The following is an 18,442-nucleotide window of genomic DNA, read 5'->3' on the forward strand; positions in this document are numbered from 1 at the left end:
CGGACCGCGATCAGGCCGCTTCGAAGCGATTGGCGGCCACGTTCTTGCGGACCTTGGCGGGATCCCAGATACGGCCGTTCATGGCGATGTAGACGCCCGGCGGCAGCGACTGCACCGCGCCGACCGCGCAACCGATGTTGAACTCCGCATCCGAGCCGCGGAAGCGGGCCGGATTGAGCGCGCCGGTCATCACGATGGTCTTGTCCGGAATCGACGTGAGCACGTGGCCGGTCTGGACCATCGAGTCGGTGCCATGGGTGATCAGCACATGGCGGGCTGGCTGCGCGGCGACGGTGGCGCGGATCAACTCGCGGTCCTCGTCGGTGATGTGCAGCGAGTCCTTGCGGATGATCGGGATCACGGTGAAGCGGAAAGCCACGCCGAGCTCCTTCAGGATCTGGCCGATCTGCGGATCGCCGATCTGGTAGTCGGACTTGTCGTCGAAGTAGATCTTGTCGATCGTGCCACCGGTGGTGACGATCAGCAGTTCTTCCATCTCAGGGCTCCTGCGCGGACGCGGCCTCGGCCGCGCGCGCTTCTTCGGGGGTGACCAGGTGGTAGTCGTCGCCGTACACCTCGCACAGCGCCAACCAGGCTGCGCCCGGCGGCGCAACGACCTGCCAATTATCGCCGTTCCGGCGGCTGAACGTGCAGCGGGCCGGAGCGTCGTCGTCGCTGCCCGCATCCGCGCCGATGGTGGCCATCAATGCCATGTTGTCGTAGTCGCGCAGGCGGGGTGGGCCGTCCATCGGCCAGGCGTGGTGTTCCCAGGCGCAGCAACTGGCGCGTCCGGATTCGACCAGATGGCCGTCGACGACCCGCAGGTCCGCGTAGCCGCCGCTGAAGAAATGGAAGAATTTTCCGCTCGCCGGATCCTGGCGGTAGAGATCGCCCAGGCAGTTGGGGCCGGCCCCGCACATGCCGCGGGTCTCCACTTCGAAGAAGCCGTCCCGGTCGATGTCGACCAGGTCGACGCCGCGTAGCGGTTCTTCCATCGCGTCGGCGCCCAGCGCCAGTGCCGGCTGGAAGCGTGAATCGCCCGGCGCGGCAACCGCCACCTCGAACCGGGGCGAAGGCGCAGTGTCACTGGCGTCGGCCGCGTCGCATCGAACGGAAAGGCGCAAGCGCGAGCCATCCGCCTGGGTGACCACCTGTTCGCGGGCCTGGCACCTGTCGCCTTCTTCGGCGAACGCGGACGCCGACGCGCACAGCGACAACAGCAGCGGCGCCAGCCAGCGCAGCAGGCGCCGGTGATCGCCCGAGCCAATCATGGCGCGGCCCTGCGGGCGAAGCGGGCGCGCAGCGCCGGCCAGCTCGTGGCCAGCACGATGCCGACCGACAGGGCGATCCCGCCCCAGGCATAGCCGGCTTCGGCCGGACGCGACCATGCCACCATCACCGCGTGCGCGAACCAGAACAGCGCGAACACTCCGGCCCAGAACGGCGCCTTCGGCCGGCGCAGGAAGTGCCCGATGGCCAGCAGGAACGGCGGCAGGCAGAACACCAGCAGCACCGCCAGGTAATGACGATCCCCGCGGAACCACAGCGCGTACAGCGCCGCCAGCGCCAGCAGCATCAGCGCGGACGGAAGGCGCGGGCGCGTCATCGCGCGGGCTCCAGCCGACGGGTGATGTCGGCCACGCGCCGGCCGAGCGCGCGCGCCAGCGCGGCTTCGTCATCGCTCAGCACGGGATCGTCGCTGCCCCCGGCCACGTGGCTGGCGCCATAGGGCGATCCACCGGTGCGGGTGGTGCTCAGCAGCGTCTCGGTGAACGGAATGCCGACCAGCAGGCAGCCGTGGTGCAGCAGCGGCAACTGCATCGACAACAGGGTCGATTCCTGGCCGCCATGCTGGGTGGCGGTGGAGGTGAATACCGCCGCGGGCTTGTCGACCAGGGTACCGCTGGCCCATTCCGCGCCCAGGCCGTCGATGAAATGCTTGAGCGGCGCGGCCATGTTGCCGAAGCGGGTGGGGCTGCCCAGGACCAATCCGGCGCATTCGGCCAGGTCGCGCGCTTCCACGTAGGGCGCGCCGTCTTCCGGCACCGGCGGGGCGGCCTGCTGGGTCACCGGCGCGACCGGCGGCACCGTGCGCAGGCGCGCCGCCATGCCTTCGACCTCGCCGATGCCGCGCGCGATCTGCCGGGCCAGGCGGGCCACCGAGCCGCCGCGACTGTAGTAGAGCACCAGGATCTCGGCCATGCATCGGTCCGTTCGCGTCAGGGCCGTCTAGTATCCCCCGAGCGACGCGGCGATGTCGCGCCGCGGACGCATCGGTTACCCTTCCCGCGTCATGGAGCCACTGGATTCCGTCAATCGCTGGACCGACCGCCTGCGCGATCGCGCGCGCGCCGGGACCTTCTTCCGTTTCCTGGCCAAGCGTTTCCTCGACGATCGGCTGTTCCAGGCGGCGGCCTCGCTGGCCTACACCACCCTGTTCGCGCTGGTACCGTTGGCGATGGTGGTGTTCGGGGTGCTGTCGGCGTTCCCGGTGTTCGACCGCTGGAGCGACCAGCTCAGCGATTACATCTTCTCCAACTTCGTGCCCAACGCGGCGCGTTCGGCCGAGATCTACATCAAGCAGTTCTCGGCCAGCGCCGGCCAGCTGACCGCGGTGGGCGTGATCGTGCTGGTGATTTCCCTGCTGATCACCCTCAACAGCGTCGAGGCGACCTTCAACCGGATCTGGCGGGTGGCCTCGTCGCGGCCCAAGTTCGGCCGCTTCCTGGTGTACTGGACGGTGCTGACCCTCGGTGCATTGGTGGCGGCCGCATCGCTGGCAATGTCGGCGCGTTTCTTCGCCCTGCCGCTGTTCGCCACCAATGAAGGACAGGTGCTGCGCACCTTCGTGCTGACCCTGGCGCCGCTGCTGATCGAGTTCGCCGCAATCACCATGATCTACCGGGTGGTGCCGCACCGGACCATCAAGCTGCGCTATGCGATGGCCGGCGCGCTGCTGGCCACCTTCCTGCTGGAACTGGTCAAGTGGGGGCTGGGCCTCTACCTGGGCAGCTTCAACACCTACCAGAAGATCTACAGCACCTTCGCCGCGGTACCCATCCTGCTGATGTGGATCTACCTGTGCTGGGTGGCGATCCTGATGGGCGCGTCGCTGGCGTCGGCAATGGCGGCGTTCCGCTACCAGCCGGTCGCGATGCGCCTGCCGCTGGGCTACGAAATCTATGGCCTGCTGCGCATGCTCGGACGCTTCAACGAAGCGCGCGCGCAGGGACAGGGGCTGCACAGCGACCAGATCCTGGTGCTGGAGCCGATGCTGACCGACTCGCTGATCCAGCAGATGCTCGGCCAACTGGCCGACATCAACCTGCTGCGGCGGGCCGAGGAGGGCGAGTGGCTGCTGTCGCGGGATCTCGACGACATGAGCCTGGCCGAGCTCTACGAAGCCTGCCAGCTGCGCATCCCGATCGCCGAGGCGCACCTGCCGTGCCGCGACGATTCGCTGGGCGTCGCCGCGCGCCGCGCGCTGGACGATCTGCGGGTGCCGCTGCGCGAACTGCTCAAGCGCCGGGTCAGCGACATCTACCAGGATTCCAACGAGGACAATCGATGAGAGTGGTTCCCCTCCTGTTGCTGGCGACGACACTGATCCTGTCCGCCTGCAAACCCTCCACGCCGGGCGAGGCCCCGGCCAAGCAGGCCGCCACCGCTCCCGCCTCCGGGCCGGCGCCCGCGACGGATGCCGGCAACGGCATGGCGATCCGCGAGACCACCGCGGAAATCCCGACGCTGGCGGTCGACACCGTCGATGGCGGCCGTTTCGATCTATCCGCGCAGCGCGGCAAATGGGTGGTGGTGAATTTCTGGGCCACCTGGTGCGCGCCCTGCCTGAAGGAAATGCCGGAACTGTCGGCGCTGGATGCGATGCGCGAGGACGTGCAGGTCATCGGCCTGGCCTACGAGGACATCACGCCAGCCGACATGCAGGCATTCCTGAAGGAACACCCGGTGGTCTATCCCATCGCGGTCATCGACGTGATGGCGCCGCCGGCGGATTTCGCCACCCCGCGCGGGCTGCCCACGACCTATCTGATCTCGCCCGAAGGCAAGGTAGCCAAGGCGTTCGCCGGGCCCGTCACCGCCGGCGATCTGGAAGCGCTGATCGCGCGGTCGCCCGGCAAGCCTGGTTGATGGACACCGCGCGTTTCCTGATCGAAGGCCGGGTGCAGGGCGTGTTCTTCCGCGCCTCCACCCGCGAGCAGGCGCGCCGGCTGGGACTGGCGGGCATCGCGCGGAACCTGGCTGACGGGCGGGTGGAAGTGATCGCCGCCGGTGAAGCGGACGCGATCGAGACGCTGGCCGGCTGGTTGCATCACGGACCGCCGCAGGCGCGGGTCGACCGGGTGGAACGGCTGGCGTGGACGGGACCGGTGCCGCCGGGTTTCGAGGTCGGTTGAAACGGAACAAGAAAAAGGCGGCCGATGGCCGCCTTTTCCATCTGGCGTCCGCAGGCTTATTTCCTGCCGTTGCCTTTTTCCTTGCCCTGACCCTGGCCGCCCTGGCCATGTCCCTTGCCCTTGCCACCGCCCTGGGCCGGGCCGTGGTCGCCACTGCGGCCCTTGTCCGGGCCGCGATGGGCGTTGCCCTGCGACGAGCGTGCGGCACCCTTGCTGCCGCCGTTGCCGTTGCCGTTGCCGTTGCCCGCCTGCGCCGGCTTGCCCTTGCCCGGGCCATGCTTGGACCAGTCGACATGGACGTTGCGATCCACCGCCACCGGATAGCCCCAGCGGTCATAGGTGCGGGAGAAGCCGTTCTTCAGCGCGTGGAATTCCGACGAGCCGGGCTTGATGCCCATGCGCTTGGCGATCGCGCCCCAGCCCTGGCCGGGATTGCGATCGTATTCGCGGACCACGTCGATGCACGGGAGTCTCAGGATGTGCGCGATGGCGCAGGCGTAATAGATGTCGCCCGCCGACCAGCGACGACCGAACAGATCCGTCACCAACGATCGCGGCGCGCCGTAATAGCCGGTCATCTCGTCGATGAAGGGCTCGCGGTAGCGCGAACCGTAGTCGTTGATCTCGATCAGGCGCGTGTCCACCCAGGCATCGCCGGTGCGGAAGTTGTAACCGACCACCTGTGCATGGGCGGCCGAAGCGGTGGCGAGCAGCAGGCCGGCGCACAGCGCCAGCAGCGGCTTGGAATGGCGGATGTGGACGTTCATGGGGCACTCCTTTTCCAGGTGCGGCGAGTCTTGGAAGAATGGACTGAATCGGCGGTGAAAACCGTCATGTAACGCACATTCCGCATGGGCGTCATTCAGTCCCGTCGCGGGGACCCATGATCCGGAGCGGCAATCAGATCGGAAAAGGCGGAATCGGTTTCAGCGCGCCGTACTTTTCCTTCAGCGGCTTGCCCTTCAACGGCGGAAGGCCGAACGTCTCCAGCGGCACCTGGGTATCGGGCAGGCGATCCAGCAGATCCCGGATCAAGGTCAGGCGGCCACGCCGCTGATCGTTGAAATCGACCAGCGTCCACGGCGCGTCCGTGGTGTGGGTAGCCTTGAACATGGCTTCGCGCGCGGTGGTGTAGTCGGCGTATTTCTCGCGCGCCTTCAGATCGATGGGCGAGAGCTTCCAGCTCTTCAGCGGCTCCTCCGCGCGTTCGGCGAAACGCTCCTCCTGGCGCGCCTGATCCACCGCCAGCCAGTACTTGAACAGCAGGATGCCGTCGTCGACCAGCAGCTTCTCGAAGATCGGCACCTGGGCCAGGAAGCGGCGGTACTCGCTGCCGGTGCAGAATCCCATCACCTTCTCCACGCCGGCACGGTTGTACCAGCTGCGATCGAACAGCACGATTTCGCCCGCCGCGGGCAGGTGGGCGATGTAACGCTGCAGGTACCACTGGGTGCTTTCGCGCTCGCTCGGCCGGGGCAGCGCGGCGACGTGGCACTGGCGTGGATTCAGGTGCTCGCGGATGGCATTGATCGCGCCGCCCTTGCCAGCGGTGTCGCGGCCCTCCATCAGCACCACGATGCGCGCGCCCGCGTGCGATGCCCAACGCGCCATCGCCGCCAGTTCCAGTTGCAACGGCTTGAGCAACTGCTCGTATTCCTTGCGCTTGAGTTCCTTCATGGGGTCTTCTTCCGGCGGTTCTGGCGGGTGGTGCCGGCCATGCCGCGCGCCACTTCCAGCAGCGCGCCCTGCTGACGGGAATTCAGTTCGCGATAGGCGGCCAGGAGATCGTGCTCGCCCCGCGTGCGCGCGGGATCAAGTTGGGTGGCAAGTTCCGCCAGCAGCGCGCCGGCCGGCACGCCGAAGGCGCGGGCAAGGGCGGCCATCTGTTCCTGGCCGGGCAATTTGTCGCCACTCAGCCAGGAACGGACCGTGGCCGCGCCCACCCGCGGGATGGCGGTGGCGATGTCGGCGGCGCTGAGTCCGCTGGCCTTGGCGAGCATGCGCAGGGTGGCGTCGATGGACATGGCCGTTCCTGGATCATTCCTTGAGGCGGGGGCGCAGCGTGGCGAGGTTGCAGGGCCGGGTGCGTGCGTCGAGTTGCGCGGAGATGATGCGTTCCCAAGCCGTGCGGCAGGCCGAGGTCGAACCCGGCAGGCAGAACAGGAAGGTGCCGTTGGCCAGTCCGGCGAACGCCCGCGATTGCAGCGAGGAGGTACCGATTTCCTCGAAGCTGATGGCGCGGAACAGTTCGCCGAAGCCGGGCATCTCCTTGTCCAGCAGCGGCAGCAGCGCCTCGGGCGTGGAGTCGCGGCCGGTGAAGCCAGTGCCGCCGGTGACCAGGATGCCGTCCACCGCGGGGTCGGCGATCCAGCGCGAGACCAGCGCCCGCAGCTGGTAGCGATCGTCCGGCAGCAGGCTGCGCTCGGCGAGCCGGTGGCCGGCGTCGGTGGCCGCGTTGGCCAGGTAGTCGCCGCTGCTGTCCTCGGCCAGGGTGCGGCTGTCGGAGACGGTCAGCAGGGCGAGGCGCAGGGGCAGGAAGTCGTTGGCGTGGCTCATGCCGGCAGCGTAAGGGCTGGCCGGCCACGCTTTCAATGCCGCCCGTTCACCGGCGGGGCGGCAGCGGTAGCTGCGGCGTGTTCAGGGGGCCAGCGAAAGCCGGAACCGCAGGGTGCCGTCGTAGGGTTCCCAGCCCAGGTGCCGGTACAGCGCCTGCGCGGAACGGTTGTCGTGATCGGTTTCCAGTTCCAGGCGCGCGGCGCCCGAGTTCCGCCCGAATGCGGCGGCGGCGTCCAGCAACGAGCGGGCCACGCCCTGGCGACGCGCTTCGCGGACGACATAGAGATCGTTGAGCACCCAGATGCGCACCGCGCGCACCGAGGAGAACGACGGGAACAACTGGGTGAAGCCCAGCAGGTGCCCATCGTCCTCGGCGATGAAGATCACCGACTCGTCGTTTGCCAGCCGGCCGTGGATGAAGGCGGAGGCCAACGCGGCGTCCGGTGCCTGTTCGTAGAACTGGCGGTAGAGATCGAACAGCGGCGCGATCGCTTCCGCATCGGCCAGGGTCGCGCGTCGTACCGTGATGCTCATGCCGCCTCCGTCAGTCGGGCCAGTTCGTCAGCCTGGTATTCGCGGGTCAGGCGATCCACCAGGGGATCCAGATCGCCTTCCATGATGTTGGGCAGGTCGTACAGGGTCAGGCCCTCGACGCGATGGTCGGTGATCCGGCCCTGCGGGAAATTGTAGGTGCGGATGCGCTGGCTGCGATCGCCGCTGCCCACCTGCAGGCGCCGCGATGCGGCCTGCGCCGCCTGCTGCCTGCTGCGCTCGGCGTCGAGCAACTGCGCCTTCAGTCGCTTCATCGCCTTGTCGCGGTTGGCGTGCTGGCTGCGCTCGGTCTGGCATTCGACCACCACCCCGGTCGGCACGTGGGTGATGCGGATCGCGGACTCGGTCTTGTTGACGTGCTGGCCGCCGGCGCCGGAGGAACGGAAGGTGTCGACCTTCAGATCCGCCGGATTGATCGCGATGTCCTCGACCTCGTCCACGTCAGGGATGATCGCCACGGTCGCCGCCGAAGTGTGGATGCGACCCTGCGATTCGGTTTCCGGGACGCGCTGGACGCGGTGGGTGCCGGACTCGAACTTCAGCCGGGCGAAGGCGCCGCGACCGCTGACCTTGGCCACGATTTCCTTGTAGCCGCCATGCTCGCCGGGATTGTCGGATTCGATCTCGACCCGCCAGCCCCGCCGCTCGGCGTAGCGCGCGTACATGCGGAACAGATCGCCGGCGAAGATCGCGGCCTCGTCGCCACCGGTGCCGGCGCGGACTTCCAGGAACAGGTTGCCGTCGTCGCGATCGTCGCGCGGCACCAGCAGCAGCGACAGTTCGTCTTCCAGTTCGGCCAGGCGGGCCCGGGCGGTGGAGATTTCCTCCTCCGCCAGTTCGGCCAGATCCGGATCCCCGCGCATCGCCTCGGCCGAGGCCAGGTCGCGCCTGGCGCGCGCCTCTTCGGCCAGTGCGGTGGCGACGGGCTCCAGTTGCGCGAACTCGCGGGAATAGTTGCGGAAGCGCTCGTTGTCGCCGGCCACGCCGGGATCGGCCAGCAGGCGTTCCAGTTCCTCGCGGCGTTCGGCCAGCGCTTCGAGTTTACGGCGCAGCGTCGGCGTCATCGGGCTTCTTGGAATGGGAGTAGGGCGCCTTTTCGGGGAACAGGCGGTCGGCCGCGCGTGCCAGTTCGGCATCGCCGGTCAGCGCGGCCTCGCGCAGCGCGGCGGTCGGCGGATGCAGCAAGCGGTTGGTCAAGGAATGGGCGAGGAATTCGAGCACGGCTTCCGGTTCGCGACCGTTGGCCAACTGCTGGCGGGCCTTGGCCAGCACGTCGTCGCGGGCCTGCTCGCCGTGCGCGCGCAGGCGCTTGAGCGGTTCCTGGCGGCTGCCGGCCTGCAGCGTCTCCACGTAGCGGGCGACCTGCAGTTCGATGATCGCCTCGGCGGCGTCGGCGGCCTCGCGGCGACTGCGGCGGTTGTCCTCGACCGCGCGCTCCAGGTCGTCGACCGTGTACAGGTAGGCGTCGTTGAGGTCGGCCACGTCGGCGGCGATGTCGCGCGGGACTGCCAGGTCGAACAGCAGCATCGGCTTGTGCCGGCGGCGCGCGAGCGCCTGCTCGACATGCGCGCGCAACAGGATCGGTTCGCGCGCGGCGGTCGCCGAGAACACCACGTCTGCCTCGCCCAGGTGGCGCTCCAACTCGCCCAGCGGCAAGGCATAGCCGCCGTGCCGGCTGGCCAGTTCCTGCGCGTGGGCCAGGGTGCGGTTGGCGATCAGCAACCGGCGCACGCGGCCTTCGCTGAGGTGCTTGGCGGCCAGCTCGATGGTTTCGCCGGCGCCGATCAGCAGCACGGTCGAATCGCTCAGGCGGGTGAAGGAATCCTGCGCCAGGCGCACGGCGGTGGAGGCGACCGAGACCGGGTTGGCGCCGACGCGGGTATCGGTGCGGGCGCGCTTGGCGACCGCGAAGGTCTGCTGGAACAGGCGATCCAGGCGGCTGCCCAGCGCGCCGTGTTCGCGCGCGTTGGCCCAGGCGTCCTTCACCTGGCCGAGGATCTGCGGCTCGCCCAGCACCATCGAGTCCAGGCCGGTGGCGACCCGGAACAGATGGCGGACCGCGTCGGCATCGCGATGCCGGTACAGGTAGGCCTCCAGGCCGTCGGCGTGGGTCGCCAGCCAATTGGCCAGCACCTGTCCGTCATCCGCGACCGCGTACAGCTCGGTACGGTTGCAGGTCGACAACAGGGCCGCTTCCTCGACCTGCGGCAGGGTGCGCAGCGCGCTCAGCGCAGTCGGCAGCGCGCCGGCATCGAAGGCCACGCGTTCGCGCAGTTCGACCGGCGCGGTCTGGTGATTCAGTCCGAGGACCCACAACGTCATCGTTCAGGTGCTTGCGCTAAGCTGCTGGCTGGTAAGTGGCCGCTATTTTACGGCCCACGTGAGTCTCATGCCCGCAATATTGCGTCTCAGCCTGGTCATCCCGTTGCTGTTGGCCCTGTCCGGGCCCGCCCTGGCCTCGCGCAAGGCGCCACAACCGGCCCGGGACGACGCCCTGACCACGGTGATGGCGGGCGAATTCGCACTCCAGGCCGGACAGCTTTCCGAGGCCTCGCGCTGGTACCTGGAGGCGGCGCGCGATACCGAGGACGCCGGCCTGGCCGAGCGGGCCACCCGCATCGCCCTGCTTTCCAACGATGACGCCGGCGCCGCCGAGGCGCTGAAGCTGTGGCGCGCGCGCGCGCCCAAGTCGCAGGCCATGCGCGGCGCCGAAGCCACCCTGGCGTTGCGCCGCGGGGATGCCCGCGCCGCCCGCCGGGAACTGGACACGCTGATGAAGTCGCCCGACGACATGGGCTGGCGCTACGCGCTCACCGCGCTGGGCAGCGGCGGCAAGGATCCCGAACTGCCGGCCCGCCTGCTGGGCGAACTGGTCGACGGCAACGCCATTCCGGCCGAACTGCAGGCGTGGCTGGCATTCGCCGGCCTGGCCCAGCAACTGGAGCAGCCGGATCTGTCCCGCCGCATCGTCGGCCGCGTGGTCGAGCGGTTCCCGCAGGAGCCGCGGGTCGTGTTGCTGCACGCCGCGCAGCTGCGGCGATCCGGCGACGAGGCCGCCGCCCGCAAGGTCCTGGCGGGCATGGGGGCCGACATCCTGGAACGCCCCGATCTGCGCCTGGCCGTTGCCGCCGAGTACGAAGCCCTGGGTGATTCCGCTGCTGCCGCGAACACCTTGGCAAAGGGACCGCAGGACGATCAGAGCTACGCGCTGCGGGCTTCGCTGCTGGCCAAGGCCGACAACACCACCGCGTTGACCGCGCTGTACGACGAACTGCGCCGCGAGGCCGGCGAACCCGACGGCGGACGCCGTCTGCTGCTGGGCCAGATGGCCGAATTCCTCAAGCGTCCGCAGGAAGCGCTGGACTGGTATCGCAGCGTGCCCGGCGGCAACGCCCGCGCCGAGGCGCGCCTGCGTGCCGCCAATACGCTCTACGAACTCGAACGCAAGGACCAGGCGTTCCAGGAACTGCGCACCCTGCAGGGCGACGCATCGGCCGACGACGACGCGCGTCGCAATGCCTACCTGCTGGAGGCCGAGCTGCGCCAGAAGAATGGCGAGGATGCCGGCGAGCTGGACGTGTTCGCGCGTGGCCTGGCCGCCTATCCCGACGATATCGAGATCCTCTACGCGCGCGGGTTGGCCTGGGAGCGTCGCGATCGCATCGACCGCGCCGAGGCCGATTTCCGCAAGATCCTGGTGATCGATCCTGAGAACACCGCAACCCTCAACGCGCTGGGCTACACCCTGGCCGACCGGACCCAGCGCTACCAGGAAGCTCTGGAGCTGATCGACCGCGCGCGGGTGGCCGAACCCGAGAACGCCGCCATCATCGACAGCTACGGCTGGGTGCTGTACCGGCTGGGGCGGCTGCCGGAGGCGCTGGTCCAGCTGCGGCGCGCGTTCACCCTGCAGAAGGATCCCGAGATCGCCGCGCATGTCGGCGAAGTGCTGTGGGTGATGGGACAAAAAGACGAGGCGCGCAAATATTTCGACGAGGCGCGCAAGCTGGATCCTGAAAACCGCTCGCTGCAGCGGGCGCTGGAGAAGACCGGAGCATGAAGTGGATGGTGCGTGGACCGCTGCTGGCGGCCGGGGTGTTGTTGCTGGCGGCGTGCGCCAGCGGAGGCGGCCGCAGGCAGGCCCCCCCGGCCCTGGTTGATCCCGAGGATGTCGCCGCCGCCCAGGCGCGCCAGTCCACCCGCGAGGCATGGTTGCGCGGCCGCAAGGAATGGGGATTCGAGGCGCGGGTGGCGGTCAGCCAGGCCGGCAAGGGCGGCAGCGGCCGGCTTGACTGGCGCCAGCAGGGCGCGGAGTACACCGCCTCGCTCAGCGCGCCAGTGACCCGGCAGAGCTGGCGCCTGAGCGTGGATGACGGCGGCGCCCGTCTGGAAGGGCTGGAAGGCGGCACCCGCCAGGGCGACGACGCCGATCGCCTGTTGCGCGAGGCCACCGGCTGGGACATCCCGGTGCAGACACTGTCGGATTGGGCGCGCGGCCTCGGCGACCGGGGCACGCCGGAGTTCGGGCCCGAAGGCCAGCTCCAGACATTGCACCAGGCCGGCTGGAACATCCGCTACACCGAATGGATGCCGGCCGCCGGCGAACAACCGGCCATGCCCCGGCGCATCGAGGCCGAGCGCGGCCAGGCGCGGGTCCGCCTGGTCGTGGACCGCTGGGATCTCGGGGCCGACCCGTGACGCTCGTGCCGCCGGGTGATGGCTGGTCGGCCTGGCCCGCACCGGCCAAGCTGAACCTGTTCCTGCAGATCACCGGTCGTCGGCCGGATGGCTACCACCAGCTGCAGTCGGTGTTCCGGCTGCTCGACTGGGGGGACACCGTGCATCTGCGGGTGCGCCAGGACGGGCGGATCCGCCGGCTGGGGGATTCCGTGCCCGGCGTGGAGGAAGCCGACGACCTGCTGGTCCGGGCCGCCATCCTGCTCAAAGACGAAACCAAAAGCGCCCAAGGCGCGGACATCTCCGTCGAAAAACGCATTCCGGCCGGTGGTGGGTTCGGCGGCGGCTCATCCGATGCGGCGACCGTGCTGGTGGTCCTCAATCGCCTGTGGGGCACCGGATTGACGGTGGACCGGCTGGCCGCGCTGGGCCTGCGCCTGGGCGCGGACGTGCCGGTCTTCATACGTGGACAGAACGCCTGGGCCGAAGGCGTGGGCGAGTTGCTGACCCCCGTGGCCCTGCCGCCGGCCTGGTACGTGCTGGCCGATCCCGGGGTCCACGTGCCCACCGCGGCACTTTTCCAGGCCCCTGATTTGACGCGAAACGCGCCACCCGCGAAAATATCGGACTTCGTTTCGGGACACCTGCTCGGCAATGCGTTCGAGCCGGTACTGCGCCGCCGGGAACCTGCCATCGAGGCCGCGTTCCGGGCCTTGGCGCGTATCGGCACGCCGCGGCTGACCGGTTCCGGCAGCGGTTGCTTCGTCGAGTTCGCGCAGCGGACCCAGGCGGAAGCGGCGCTGGCGGAATTGTCCGGCCTGCGGGCTTGGCTGGTGCCGGGCGCGGCGCACTCGCCGTTGCAGGATGTGCTTGAAGCGGAAACCTAACGCCTAGGGGCGTCGCCAAGTGGTTAAGGCACCGGGTTTTGATCCCGGCATTCGTAGGTTCGAATCCTTCCGCCCCTGCCAATCCGCGGTTTCCAAGCAGCGCCCGTCCCGGGCTGCGCCCCGCGACTTCCGCCGCCGCCAGAAGCCATCGCCGAGAGAAGAAAAATGCAAGACGACCGCAACCTGCTTGTCTTCTCCGGCAACGCCAACAAGCCGCTGGCCGACAGCATCTGCCGCGAGTTGGGCGTGCGTCCGGGCAAGGCGCTGGTGTCGCGCTTCTCCGATGGCGAAGTGCAGGTGGAAATCGAGGAGAACGTCCGCCGCCAGGAAGTGTTCGTGGTCCAGCCCACCTGCGCCCCGGCCGCGGAGAACCTGATGGAGCTGCTGGTGCTGATCGACGCGCTCAAGCGCGCCTCGGCCGCCAGCGTCACCGCGGTGGTGCCCTACTTCGGCTACTCGCGCCAGGATCGCCGCCTGCGTTCCTCGCGCGTGCCGATCACCGCCAAGGTCGCGGCCAAGATGTTCAGCGCGGTCGGTACCGATCGCGTGTTGACGGTGGACCTGCACGCCGACCAGATCCAGGGTTTCTTCGATATCCCGGTCGACAACGTGTACGCCTCGCCGCTGCTGCTGGCCGACATCTGGCGCGCCTACGGCACCGACAACCTGATCGTGGTCTCGCCCGACGTGGGGGGCGTGGTGCGCGCGCGCGCCGTCGCCAAGCGCCTGGACGATGCCGACCTGGCGATCATCGACAAGCGCCGTCCGCGCGCCAACGTCGCCACCGTGATGAACATCATCGGCGACGTCGACGGCAAGGACTGCGTGCTGGTGGACGACATCGTCGACACCGCCGGCACCCTGTGCGCCGCCGCCGCCGCGCTGAAGGCGCGCGGCGCCAAGAAGGTGGCCGCGTATTGCACCCACGCCGTGCTCTCGGGCCCGGCGGTGGACAACCTGAACAAGTCGGTGCTGGACGAACTGGTCGTCACCGATACCATCCCGCTTTCGCCGGAAGCGAAGGCGTGTGCCCGCATCCGCCAGCTCAGCGTGGCGGAACTGCTGGCCGAAACCGTTCGCCGCATCGCCTTCGGCGAATCGGTGAGCTCGCTGTATGTGGATTGAGGGCGGGGATTCGTGATTGGGGATTCGTGATTCGCTTCTGCGAATCTCCAATCCCGAATGCCGAATCCCGGCGTTCCAACGACTCTCCTGGTCGCGGGAGAGTCTTCAAAATCGCCGCGAGGCGATTCATCAACTAGGTAGTTAGCAAACATGGCAAAGACACACGAAATCCAGGTGCAGCGCCGCGAAGACGAGGGTAAGGGTGCGAGCCGCCGCCTGCGTCACGCCGGCAACGTGCCCGCCATCGTCTACGGCGGCGGCGAACTGAAGCCGGTCAGCATCCAGCTGAACCACAACGAAGTCTGGCTGGCCAGCCAGCACGACTGGTTCTACTCCTCGATCCTGGACCTGAGCCTCAATGGCGACATCCAGAAGGTGCTGCTGCGTGACATGCAGCGCCATCCGTACAAGCAGCAGATCATGCACCTGGACTTCCAGCGCGTGAACGAGAACGAGACCCTGCGCACCGCGGTGCCGCTGCACTTCGTCAACCAGGACACCTCGCCCGCCGGCAAGTCGGCCGACGTGGTGGTGACCCATGAACTGAACGAAGTCGTGGTCGAGTGCCTGCCGAAGGACCTGCCGGAGTTCATCGAGATCGACCTGTCGAACCTGGCCGTGGGCGCCGTCGTGCACCTGTCGGAAATCAAGCTGCCGGCCGGCGTGGAAATCCCGGAACTGAAGCTGGGCAAGGAACACGACGTCGCCGTCGTGATCGCCAAGCACGGCAGGGAAGAAGCCGAGGCCCCGGCCGAAGGCGCCGAGAAGGAAGAGAAGTAATATCGCGCCACGGTGCGTCCGCGTCAGCGGGCGCACCGGCGTGAGGCACTGCGATGGCAGGTCTTCGTCTCATCGTCGGACTGGGCAATCCCGGTGCCGAACACGCCAGAACCCGGCACAACGCCGGGTTCCGTTTTGTCGATACCCTGGCCGAAGGGCAGGGCGAGCGGTTCGGCCTGGAAAGCAAGCTGTTCGGTGAAACCGCCAAGGTCGTGATCGGCGGCCAGCCGGTCTGGCTGCTCAAGCCCGCCACCTACATGAACCTGAGCGGCAAGTCGGTGACCGCGGCCCTGCGCTACTGGAAAATCGCCCCGGAAGAGGCGCTGCTGGCGCACGACGAACTGGATCTGGCGCCCGGCGTGGCCCGGCTGAAGTTCGACGGCGGCCACGGCGGCCAGAACGGCCTGCGCGACACCATCCAGTTGCTGGGCCACGGCAAGTTCCATCGCCTGCGCATCGGCATCGGCCATCCCGGCCACAAGGACAAGGTGACCGGCTGGGTGCTGGGCAAGCCCGGCAAGGACGACGAAATCCTGATCGGCCGCGCCATCGACGACGCGATCGACGTGCTGCCGCTGGCGGTCCGCGGCGATTTCAACGAAGCCATGAAGCGCCTGCATACCAGCAGGGATTAGGCATTGGGGATTCGGGATTCGGACAGCAGCGCGCTTCCGAATCCCGAATCCCGAATTCCCAATCCCGGATATTTATGGGCATCAAATGCGGCATCGTCGGCCTGCCCAACGTGGGCAAGTCGACCCTGTTCAACGCGCTGACCAAGGCGGGCATCGCCGCGGCCAACTTCCCGTTCTGCACCATCGAGCCGAACGTCGGCGTCGTGCCGGTGCCGGATCTCCGGCTGAACCAGCTGGCCGAGATCGTCAAGCCGCAGAAGGTGCTGCCGACCGCGGTGGAGTTCGTCGACATCGCCGGCCTGGTGGCGGGCGCGGCCAGCGGCGAGGGCCTGGGCAACAAGTTCCTGGCCCACATCCGCGAGGTCGACGCCATCACCCATGTGGTGCGCTGCTTCGAGCACGGCGACATCGTCCACGTCTCCGGCAAGGTCGATCCCATCGCCGACATCGAGACCATCGACACCGAACTGGCGCTGGCGGACCTGGATAGCGTCGAAAAGGCGCTCAATCGCGCCGAACGCTCGGCCAAGGCCGGCGAAAAGGATGCGATCGCGCGCAAGCCCGTCTTGCAGAAGCTGCATGCCGGCCTGAGCGACGGCAAACCCGGCCGCGCGCTGGGTCTGGACGAGGAGGAGCGGGCCCTGGTCCGCGACCTGTTCCTGCTGACCCTCAAGCCGGTCATGTACGTGGCCAACGTGCTGGAGGACGGCTTCGAGAACAATCCCCACCTGGACGCCGTGCGCGTCCGTGCCGCCGACGAGGGCGCCGAGGTGGTGCCGGTCTCGGCGGCCATCGAGGAGGAACTGGCCCAACTGGACGACGCCGACCGCGACACCTTCCTGGCCGATCTGGGCCTGGACGAACCCGGCCTAAACCGGGTGATCCGCGCGGCCTACAAGCTGCTGGGCCTGCAGACCTACTTCACCGCCGGGGTCAAGGAAGTCCGGGCCTGGACGGTCAAGGCGGGTGCGACCGCGCCCCAGGCCGCGGCGGTCATCCACACCGATTTCGAAAAGGGCTTCATCCGCGCCGAGACCATCGCCTTCGACGATTTCATCAAGTACAAGGGCGAGGCGGGCGCGCGGGACGCCGGCCGGCTGCGGCTGGAAGGCAAGGAATACCGGGTGCAGGAAGGCGACGTGCTGCACTTCCGCTTCAACGTCTGATAAAAAAGTTGGCGTTCCGCGTTGACAGGCAGCCTGCTTCAGGCCAAAATCGCTGGCTGTTTCACCCCGGTTTGATTTGGCCCCTCCGGCCGGCTCTTCCGGGTGGCTTCGGAGGGATACCCAAGCGGCCAACGGGGGCAGACTGTAAATCTGCTGGCTTACGCCTTCGGTGGTTCGAATCCACCTCCCTCCACCAAAATTTGAGTTGTTTTGTGTTGTAGTGGTCTCCCGGCGCGGGAGTAGTTCAACGGTAGAACCTCAGCCTTCCAAGCTGATGGTGCGGGTTCGATTCCCGTCTCCCGCTCCACTTGAACGCCCGGCGCGGGACCAGCGGTAACCGAAGCGACAAACCAGTTTCACGCTCACGTAGCTCAGTCGGTAGAGCACCTCCTTGGTAAGGAGGAGGTCGATGGTTCGATTCCATTCGTGAGCACCACCTTTCCAACTCCATTTCACCGTTCCACTCGAGAAGAAGCAGCCATGGCAAAGGGTAAATTCGAACGCACCAAGCCGCACGTGAACGTGGGCACGATTGGTCACGTTGACCACGGCAAGACGACGCTGACGGCGGCGCTGACGAAGGTGGGTGCCGAGCGCTTTGGCGGCGAGTTCAAGGCGTACGACGCGATTGACGCGGCGCCGGAAGAGAAGGCGCGCGGCATCACGATTTCGACGGCGCACGTGGAATACGAAAGCCCGACCCGTCACTACGCGCACGTGGACTGCCCGGGACACGCGGACTACGTGAAGAACATGATTACCGGTGCGGCGCAGATGGATGGCGCGATTCTGGTGTGCTCGGCCGCAGACGGCCCGATGCCGCAGACGCGCGAGCACATCCTGCTGTCGCGCCAGGTGGGCGTGCCGTACATCGTGGTGTTCCTGAACAAGGCGGACATGGTGGACGACGCGGAGCTGCTGGAGCTGGTGGAGATGGAAGTCCGCGAGCTGCTGACCAAGTACGAGTTCCCGGGCGACGACACCCCCATCATCCACGGTTCGGCGCGTCTGGCGCTGGAAGGTGACCAGTCGGAGATTGGCGTGCCGGCCATCCTGAAGTTGGTGGACGCGCTGGACACGTTCATTCCGGAGCCGCAGCGTGACGTGGACAAGCCGTTCCTGATGCCGGTGGAAGACGTGTTCTCCATTTCGGGTCGTGGCACGGTGGTGACCGGTCGCATCGAGCGCGGCATCATCAAGGTGGGCGACGAAATCGAAATCGTCGGTATCCGTCCGACCCAGAAGACCACGGTCACGGGCGTGGAAATGTTCCGCAAGCTGCTGGACCAGGGCCAGGCGGGCGACAACGCGGGCCTGCTGTTGCGCGGCACCAAGCGTGACGACGTGGAGCGTGGCCAGGTGCTGGCCAAGCCGGGTTCCATCACCCCGCACACCGAGTTCGAGGCGGAGGTGTACGTGCTGTCGAAGGACGAGGGTGGCCGTCACACGCCGTTCTTCAAGGGCTACCGTCCGCAGTTCTACTTCCGTACCACGGACATCACCGGTGCGGTGACGCTGCCGGAGGGCACGGAGATGGTGATGCCGGGCGACAACATCAAGATGACCGTGCAGCTCATCAACCCGGTGGCGATGGACGAAGGCCTGCGTTTCGCGATTCGCGAAGGCGGCCGTACCGTCGGCGCCGGCGT

At 67.9% G+C, this 18,442-nt stretch carries 22 protein-coding genes and 4 tRNA genes; 15 read left to right on the plus strand and 11 right to left on the minus strand.

The annotated features are described in order from the left end of the window. Nucleotides 1–10 precede the first annotated feature (10 nt). From AC3DE2_RS19515 to wrbA, 4 genes are read right to left on the minus strand one after another with little or no spacing between them, the layout of a single operon-like run. Nucleotides 11–496: an asparaginase domain-containing protein gene (locus tag AC3DE2_RS19515; RefSeq protein WP_141455848.1), complete on the minus strand. Its 486-nt coding sequence runs from the start codon at nucleotides 494–496 to the stop codon at nucleotides 11–13. A 1-nt stretch (nucleotide 497) separates the two neighbouring features. Next, nucleotides 498–1,271: a hypothetical protein gene (locus AC3DE2_RS19520; RefSeq protein WP_488427467.1), complete on the minus strand. Its 774-nt coding sequence runs from the start codon at nucleotides 1,269–1,271 to the stop codon at nucleotides 498–500. Next, nucleotides 1,268–1,606, minus strand: coding sequence for a DUF2069 domain-containing protein (locus AC3DE2_RS19525; protein WP_295377830.1), 339 nt, complete (start codon nucleotides 1,604–1,606; stop codon nucleotides 1,268–1,270). Before AC3DE2_RS19525 ends, AC3DE2_RS19520 begins: the two co-directional genes overlap by 4 nt. Next, the gene (gene wrbA / locus AC3DE2_RS19530; protein ID WP_295377833.1) at nucleotides 1,603–2,202 is read right to left on the minus strand and encodes an NAD(P)H:quinone oxidoreductase; all 600 of its coding nucleotides are present in this window, start codon (nucleotides 2,200–2,202) and stop codon (nucleotides 1,603–1,605) included. The genes AC3DE2_RS19525 and wrbA overlap by 4 nt, the downstream gene beginning before the upstream one ends. Before the next feature lie 91 nt (nucleotides 2,203–2,293). Between wrbA and AC3DE2_RS19535 the strand changes: the two genes are divergently transcribed. Genes AC3DE2_RS19535 through AC3DE2_RS19545 form a run of 3 tightly spaced genes read left to right on the plus strand, consistent with a single transcriptional unit; the run spans nucleotide 2,294 to nucleotide 4,415 of the window. Further along, nucleotides 2,294–3,571, plus strand: coding sequence for a YihY family inner membrane protein (locus AC3DE2_RS19535; RefSeq protein WP_488427489.1), 1,278 nt, complete (start codon nucleotides 2,294–2,296; stop codon nucleotides 3,569–3,571). Then, a complete protein-coding gene (locus AC3DE2_RS19540; protein WP_488427468.1) occupies nucleotides 3,568–4,149 on the plus strand; it encodes a TlpA family protein disulfide reductase in 582 nt (193 codons plus the stop codon). The genes AC3DE2_RS19535 and AC3DE2_RS19540 overlap by 4 nt, the downstream gene beginning before the upstream one ends. Further along, on the plus strand, nucleotides 4,149–4,415 hold the full coding sequence (locus AC3DE2_RS19545; RefSeq protein WP_488427469.1) for an acylphosphatase: 267 nt from the start codon (nucleotides 4,149–4,151) through the stop codon (nucleotides 4,413–4,415). The genes AC3DE2_RS19540 and AC3DE2_RS19545 overlap by 1 nt, the downstream gene beginning before the upstream one ends. A gap of 56 nt (nucleotides 4,416–4,471) precedes the next feature. Here AC3DE2_RS19545 and AC3DE2_RS19550 read toward each other — a convergent pair whose 3' ends face one another. The 7 genes from AC3DE2_RS19550 to hemA form a co-directional block, all read right to left on the minus strand. Beyond that, the gene (locus AC3DE2_RS19550; protein WP_488427470.1) at nucleotides 4,472–5,182 is read right to left on the minus strand and encodes a hypothetical protein; all 711 of its coding nucleotides are present in this window, start codon (nucleotides 5,180–5,182) and stop codon (nucleotides 4,472–4,474) included. A gap of 133 nt (nucleotides 5,183–5,315) precedes the next feature. Next, nucleotides 5,316–6,092, minus strand: a complete 777-nt coding sequence (ppk2, locus tag AC3DE2_RS19555; RefSeq protein WP_488427471.1) for a polyphosphate kinase 2 — start codon at nucleotides 6,090–6,092, stop codon at nucleotides 5,316–5,318. Beyond that, entirely contained in the window at nucleotides 6,089–6,439 is a 351-nt protein-coding gene (locus AC3DE2_RS19560) for a helix-turn-helix domain-containing protein (RefSeq protein WP_488427472.1), read from the minus strand. Before AC3DE2_RS19560 ends, ppk2 begins: the two co-directional genes overlap by 4 nt. A gap of 13 nt (nucleotides 6,440–6,452) precedes the next feature. Further along, complete coding sequence (moaB, locus tag AC3DE2_RS19565) at nucleotides 6,453–6,971, minus strand: molybdenum cofactor biosynthesis protein B (RefSeq protein WP_488427473.1); 519 nt, start codon at nucleotides 6,969–6,971, stop codon at nucleotides 6,453–6,455. An 81-nt stretch (nucleotides 6,972–7,052) separates the two neighbouring features. After that, nucleotides 7,053–7,505, minus strand: coding sequence for a GNAT family N-acetyltransferase (locus tag AC3DE2_RS19570; RefSeq protein ID WP_488427474.1), 453 nt, complete (start codon nucleotides 7,503–7,505; stop codon nucleotides 7,053–7,055). After that, nucleotides 7,502–8,587, minus strand: a complete 1,086-nt coding sequence (gene prfA, locus AC3DE2_RS19575) for a peptide chain release factor 1 (protein WP_488427475.1) — start codon at nucleotides 8,585–8,587, stop codon at nucleotides 7,502–7,504. Before prfA ends, AC3DE2_RS19570 begins: the two co-directional genes overlap by 4 nt. Further along, on the minus strand, nucleotides 8,565–9,845 hold the full coding sequence (gene hemA, locus AC3DE2_RS19580; RefSeq protein WP_488427476.1) for a glutamyl-tRNA reductase: 1,281 nt from the start codon (nucleotides 9,843–9,845) through the stop codon (nucleotides 8,565–8,567). The genes prfA and hemA overlap by 23 nt, the downstream gene beginning before the upstream one ends. A gap of 67 nt (nucleotides 9,846–9,912) precedes the next feature. Between hemA and AC3DE2_RS19585 the strand changes: the two genes are divergently transcribed. The 12 genes from AC3DE2_RS19585 to tuf form a co-directional block, all read left to right on the plus strand. After that, the gene (locus AC3DE2_RS19585; protein WP_488427477.1) at nucleotides 9,913–11,583 is read left to right on the plus strand and encodes a tetratricopeptide repeat protein; all 1,671 of its coding nucleotides are present in this window, start codon (nucleotides 9,913–9,915) and stop codon (nucleotides 11,581–11,583) included. After that, nucleotides 11,580–12,221, plus strand: a complete 642-nt coding sequence (lolB, locus tag AC3DE2_RS19590) for a lipoprotein insertase outer membrane protein LolB (RefSeq protein ID WP_488427478.1) — start codon at nucleotides 11,580–11,582, stop codon at nucleotides 12,219–12,221. Before AC3DE2_RS19585 ends, lolB begins: the two co-directional genes overlap by 4 nt. Nucleotides 12,222–12,226: 5 nt before the next feature. Beyond that, nucleotides 12,227–13,087, plus strand: coding sequence for a 4-(cytidine 5'-diphospho)-2-C-methyl-D-erythritol kinase (gene ispE, locus AC3DE2_RS19595; RefSeq protein ID WP_488427490.1), 861 nt, complete (start codon nucleotides 12,227–12,229; stop codon nucleotides 13,085–13,087). A gap of 5 nt (nucleotides 13,088–13,092) precedes the next feature. Then, nucleotides 13,093–13,168: transfer RNA gene (locus AC3DE2_RS19600), tRNA-Gln, on the plus strand. Nucleotides 13,169–13,252: 84 nt separating this feature from the next. Then, complete coding sequence (locus AC3DE2_RS19605; RefSeq protein WP_488427479.1) at nucleotides 13,253–14,212, plus strand: ribose-phosphate diphosphokinase; 960 nt, start codon at nucleotides 13,253–13,255, stop codon at nucleotides 14,210–14,212. A 150-nt stretch (nucleotides 14,213–14,362) separates the two neighbouring features. Next, entirely contained in the window at nucleotides 14,363–14,992 is a 630-nt protein-coding gene (locus AC3DE2_RS19610; protein WP_488427480.1) for a 50S ribosomal protein L25/general stress protein Ctc, read from the plus strand. A 53-nt stretch (nucleotides 14,993–15,045) separates the two neighbouring features. Further along, complete coding sequence (pth, locus tag AC3DE2_RS19615) at nucleotides 15,046–15,627, plus strand: aminoacyl-tRNA hydrolase (protein WP_454571065.1); 582 nt, start codon at nucleotides 15,046–15,048, stop codon at nucleotides 15,625–15,627. Nucleotides 15,628–15,701: 74 nt separating this feature from the next. Continuing rightward, on the plus strand, nucleotides 15,702–16,793 hold the full coding sequence (gene ychF, locus AC3DE2_RS19620; RefSeq protein WP_488427482.1) for a redox-regulated ATPase YchF: 1,092 nt from the start codon (nucleotides 15,702–15,704) through the stop codon (nucleotides 16,791–16,793). A 110-nt stretch (nucleotides 16,794–16,903) separates the two neighbouring features. After that, nucleotides 16,904–16,989, plus strand: a tRNA-Tyr gene (locus AC3DE2_RS19625). A 37-nt stretch (nucleotides 16,990–17,026) separates the two neighbouring features. After that, nucleotides 17,027–17,100, plus strand: a tRNA-Gly gene (locus tag AC3DE2_RS19630). 53 nt (nucleotides 17,101–17,153) lie between these two features. Continuing rightward, nucleotides 17,154–17,229, plus strand: a tRNA-Thr gene (locus AC3DE2_RS19635). A gap of 44 nt (nucleotides 17,230–17,273) precedes the next feature. Beyond that, a partial coding sequence (gene tuf / locus AC3DE2_RS19640; RefSeq protein ID WP_488427483.1) for an elongation factor Tu occupies nucleotides 17,274–18,442 on the plus strand: 1,169 nt, incomplete at its 3' end.

Source organism: Pseudoxanthomonas sp. 68-E7 (genome assembly GCF_057773145.1).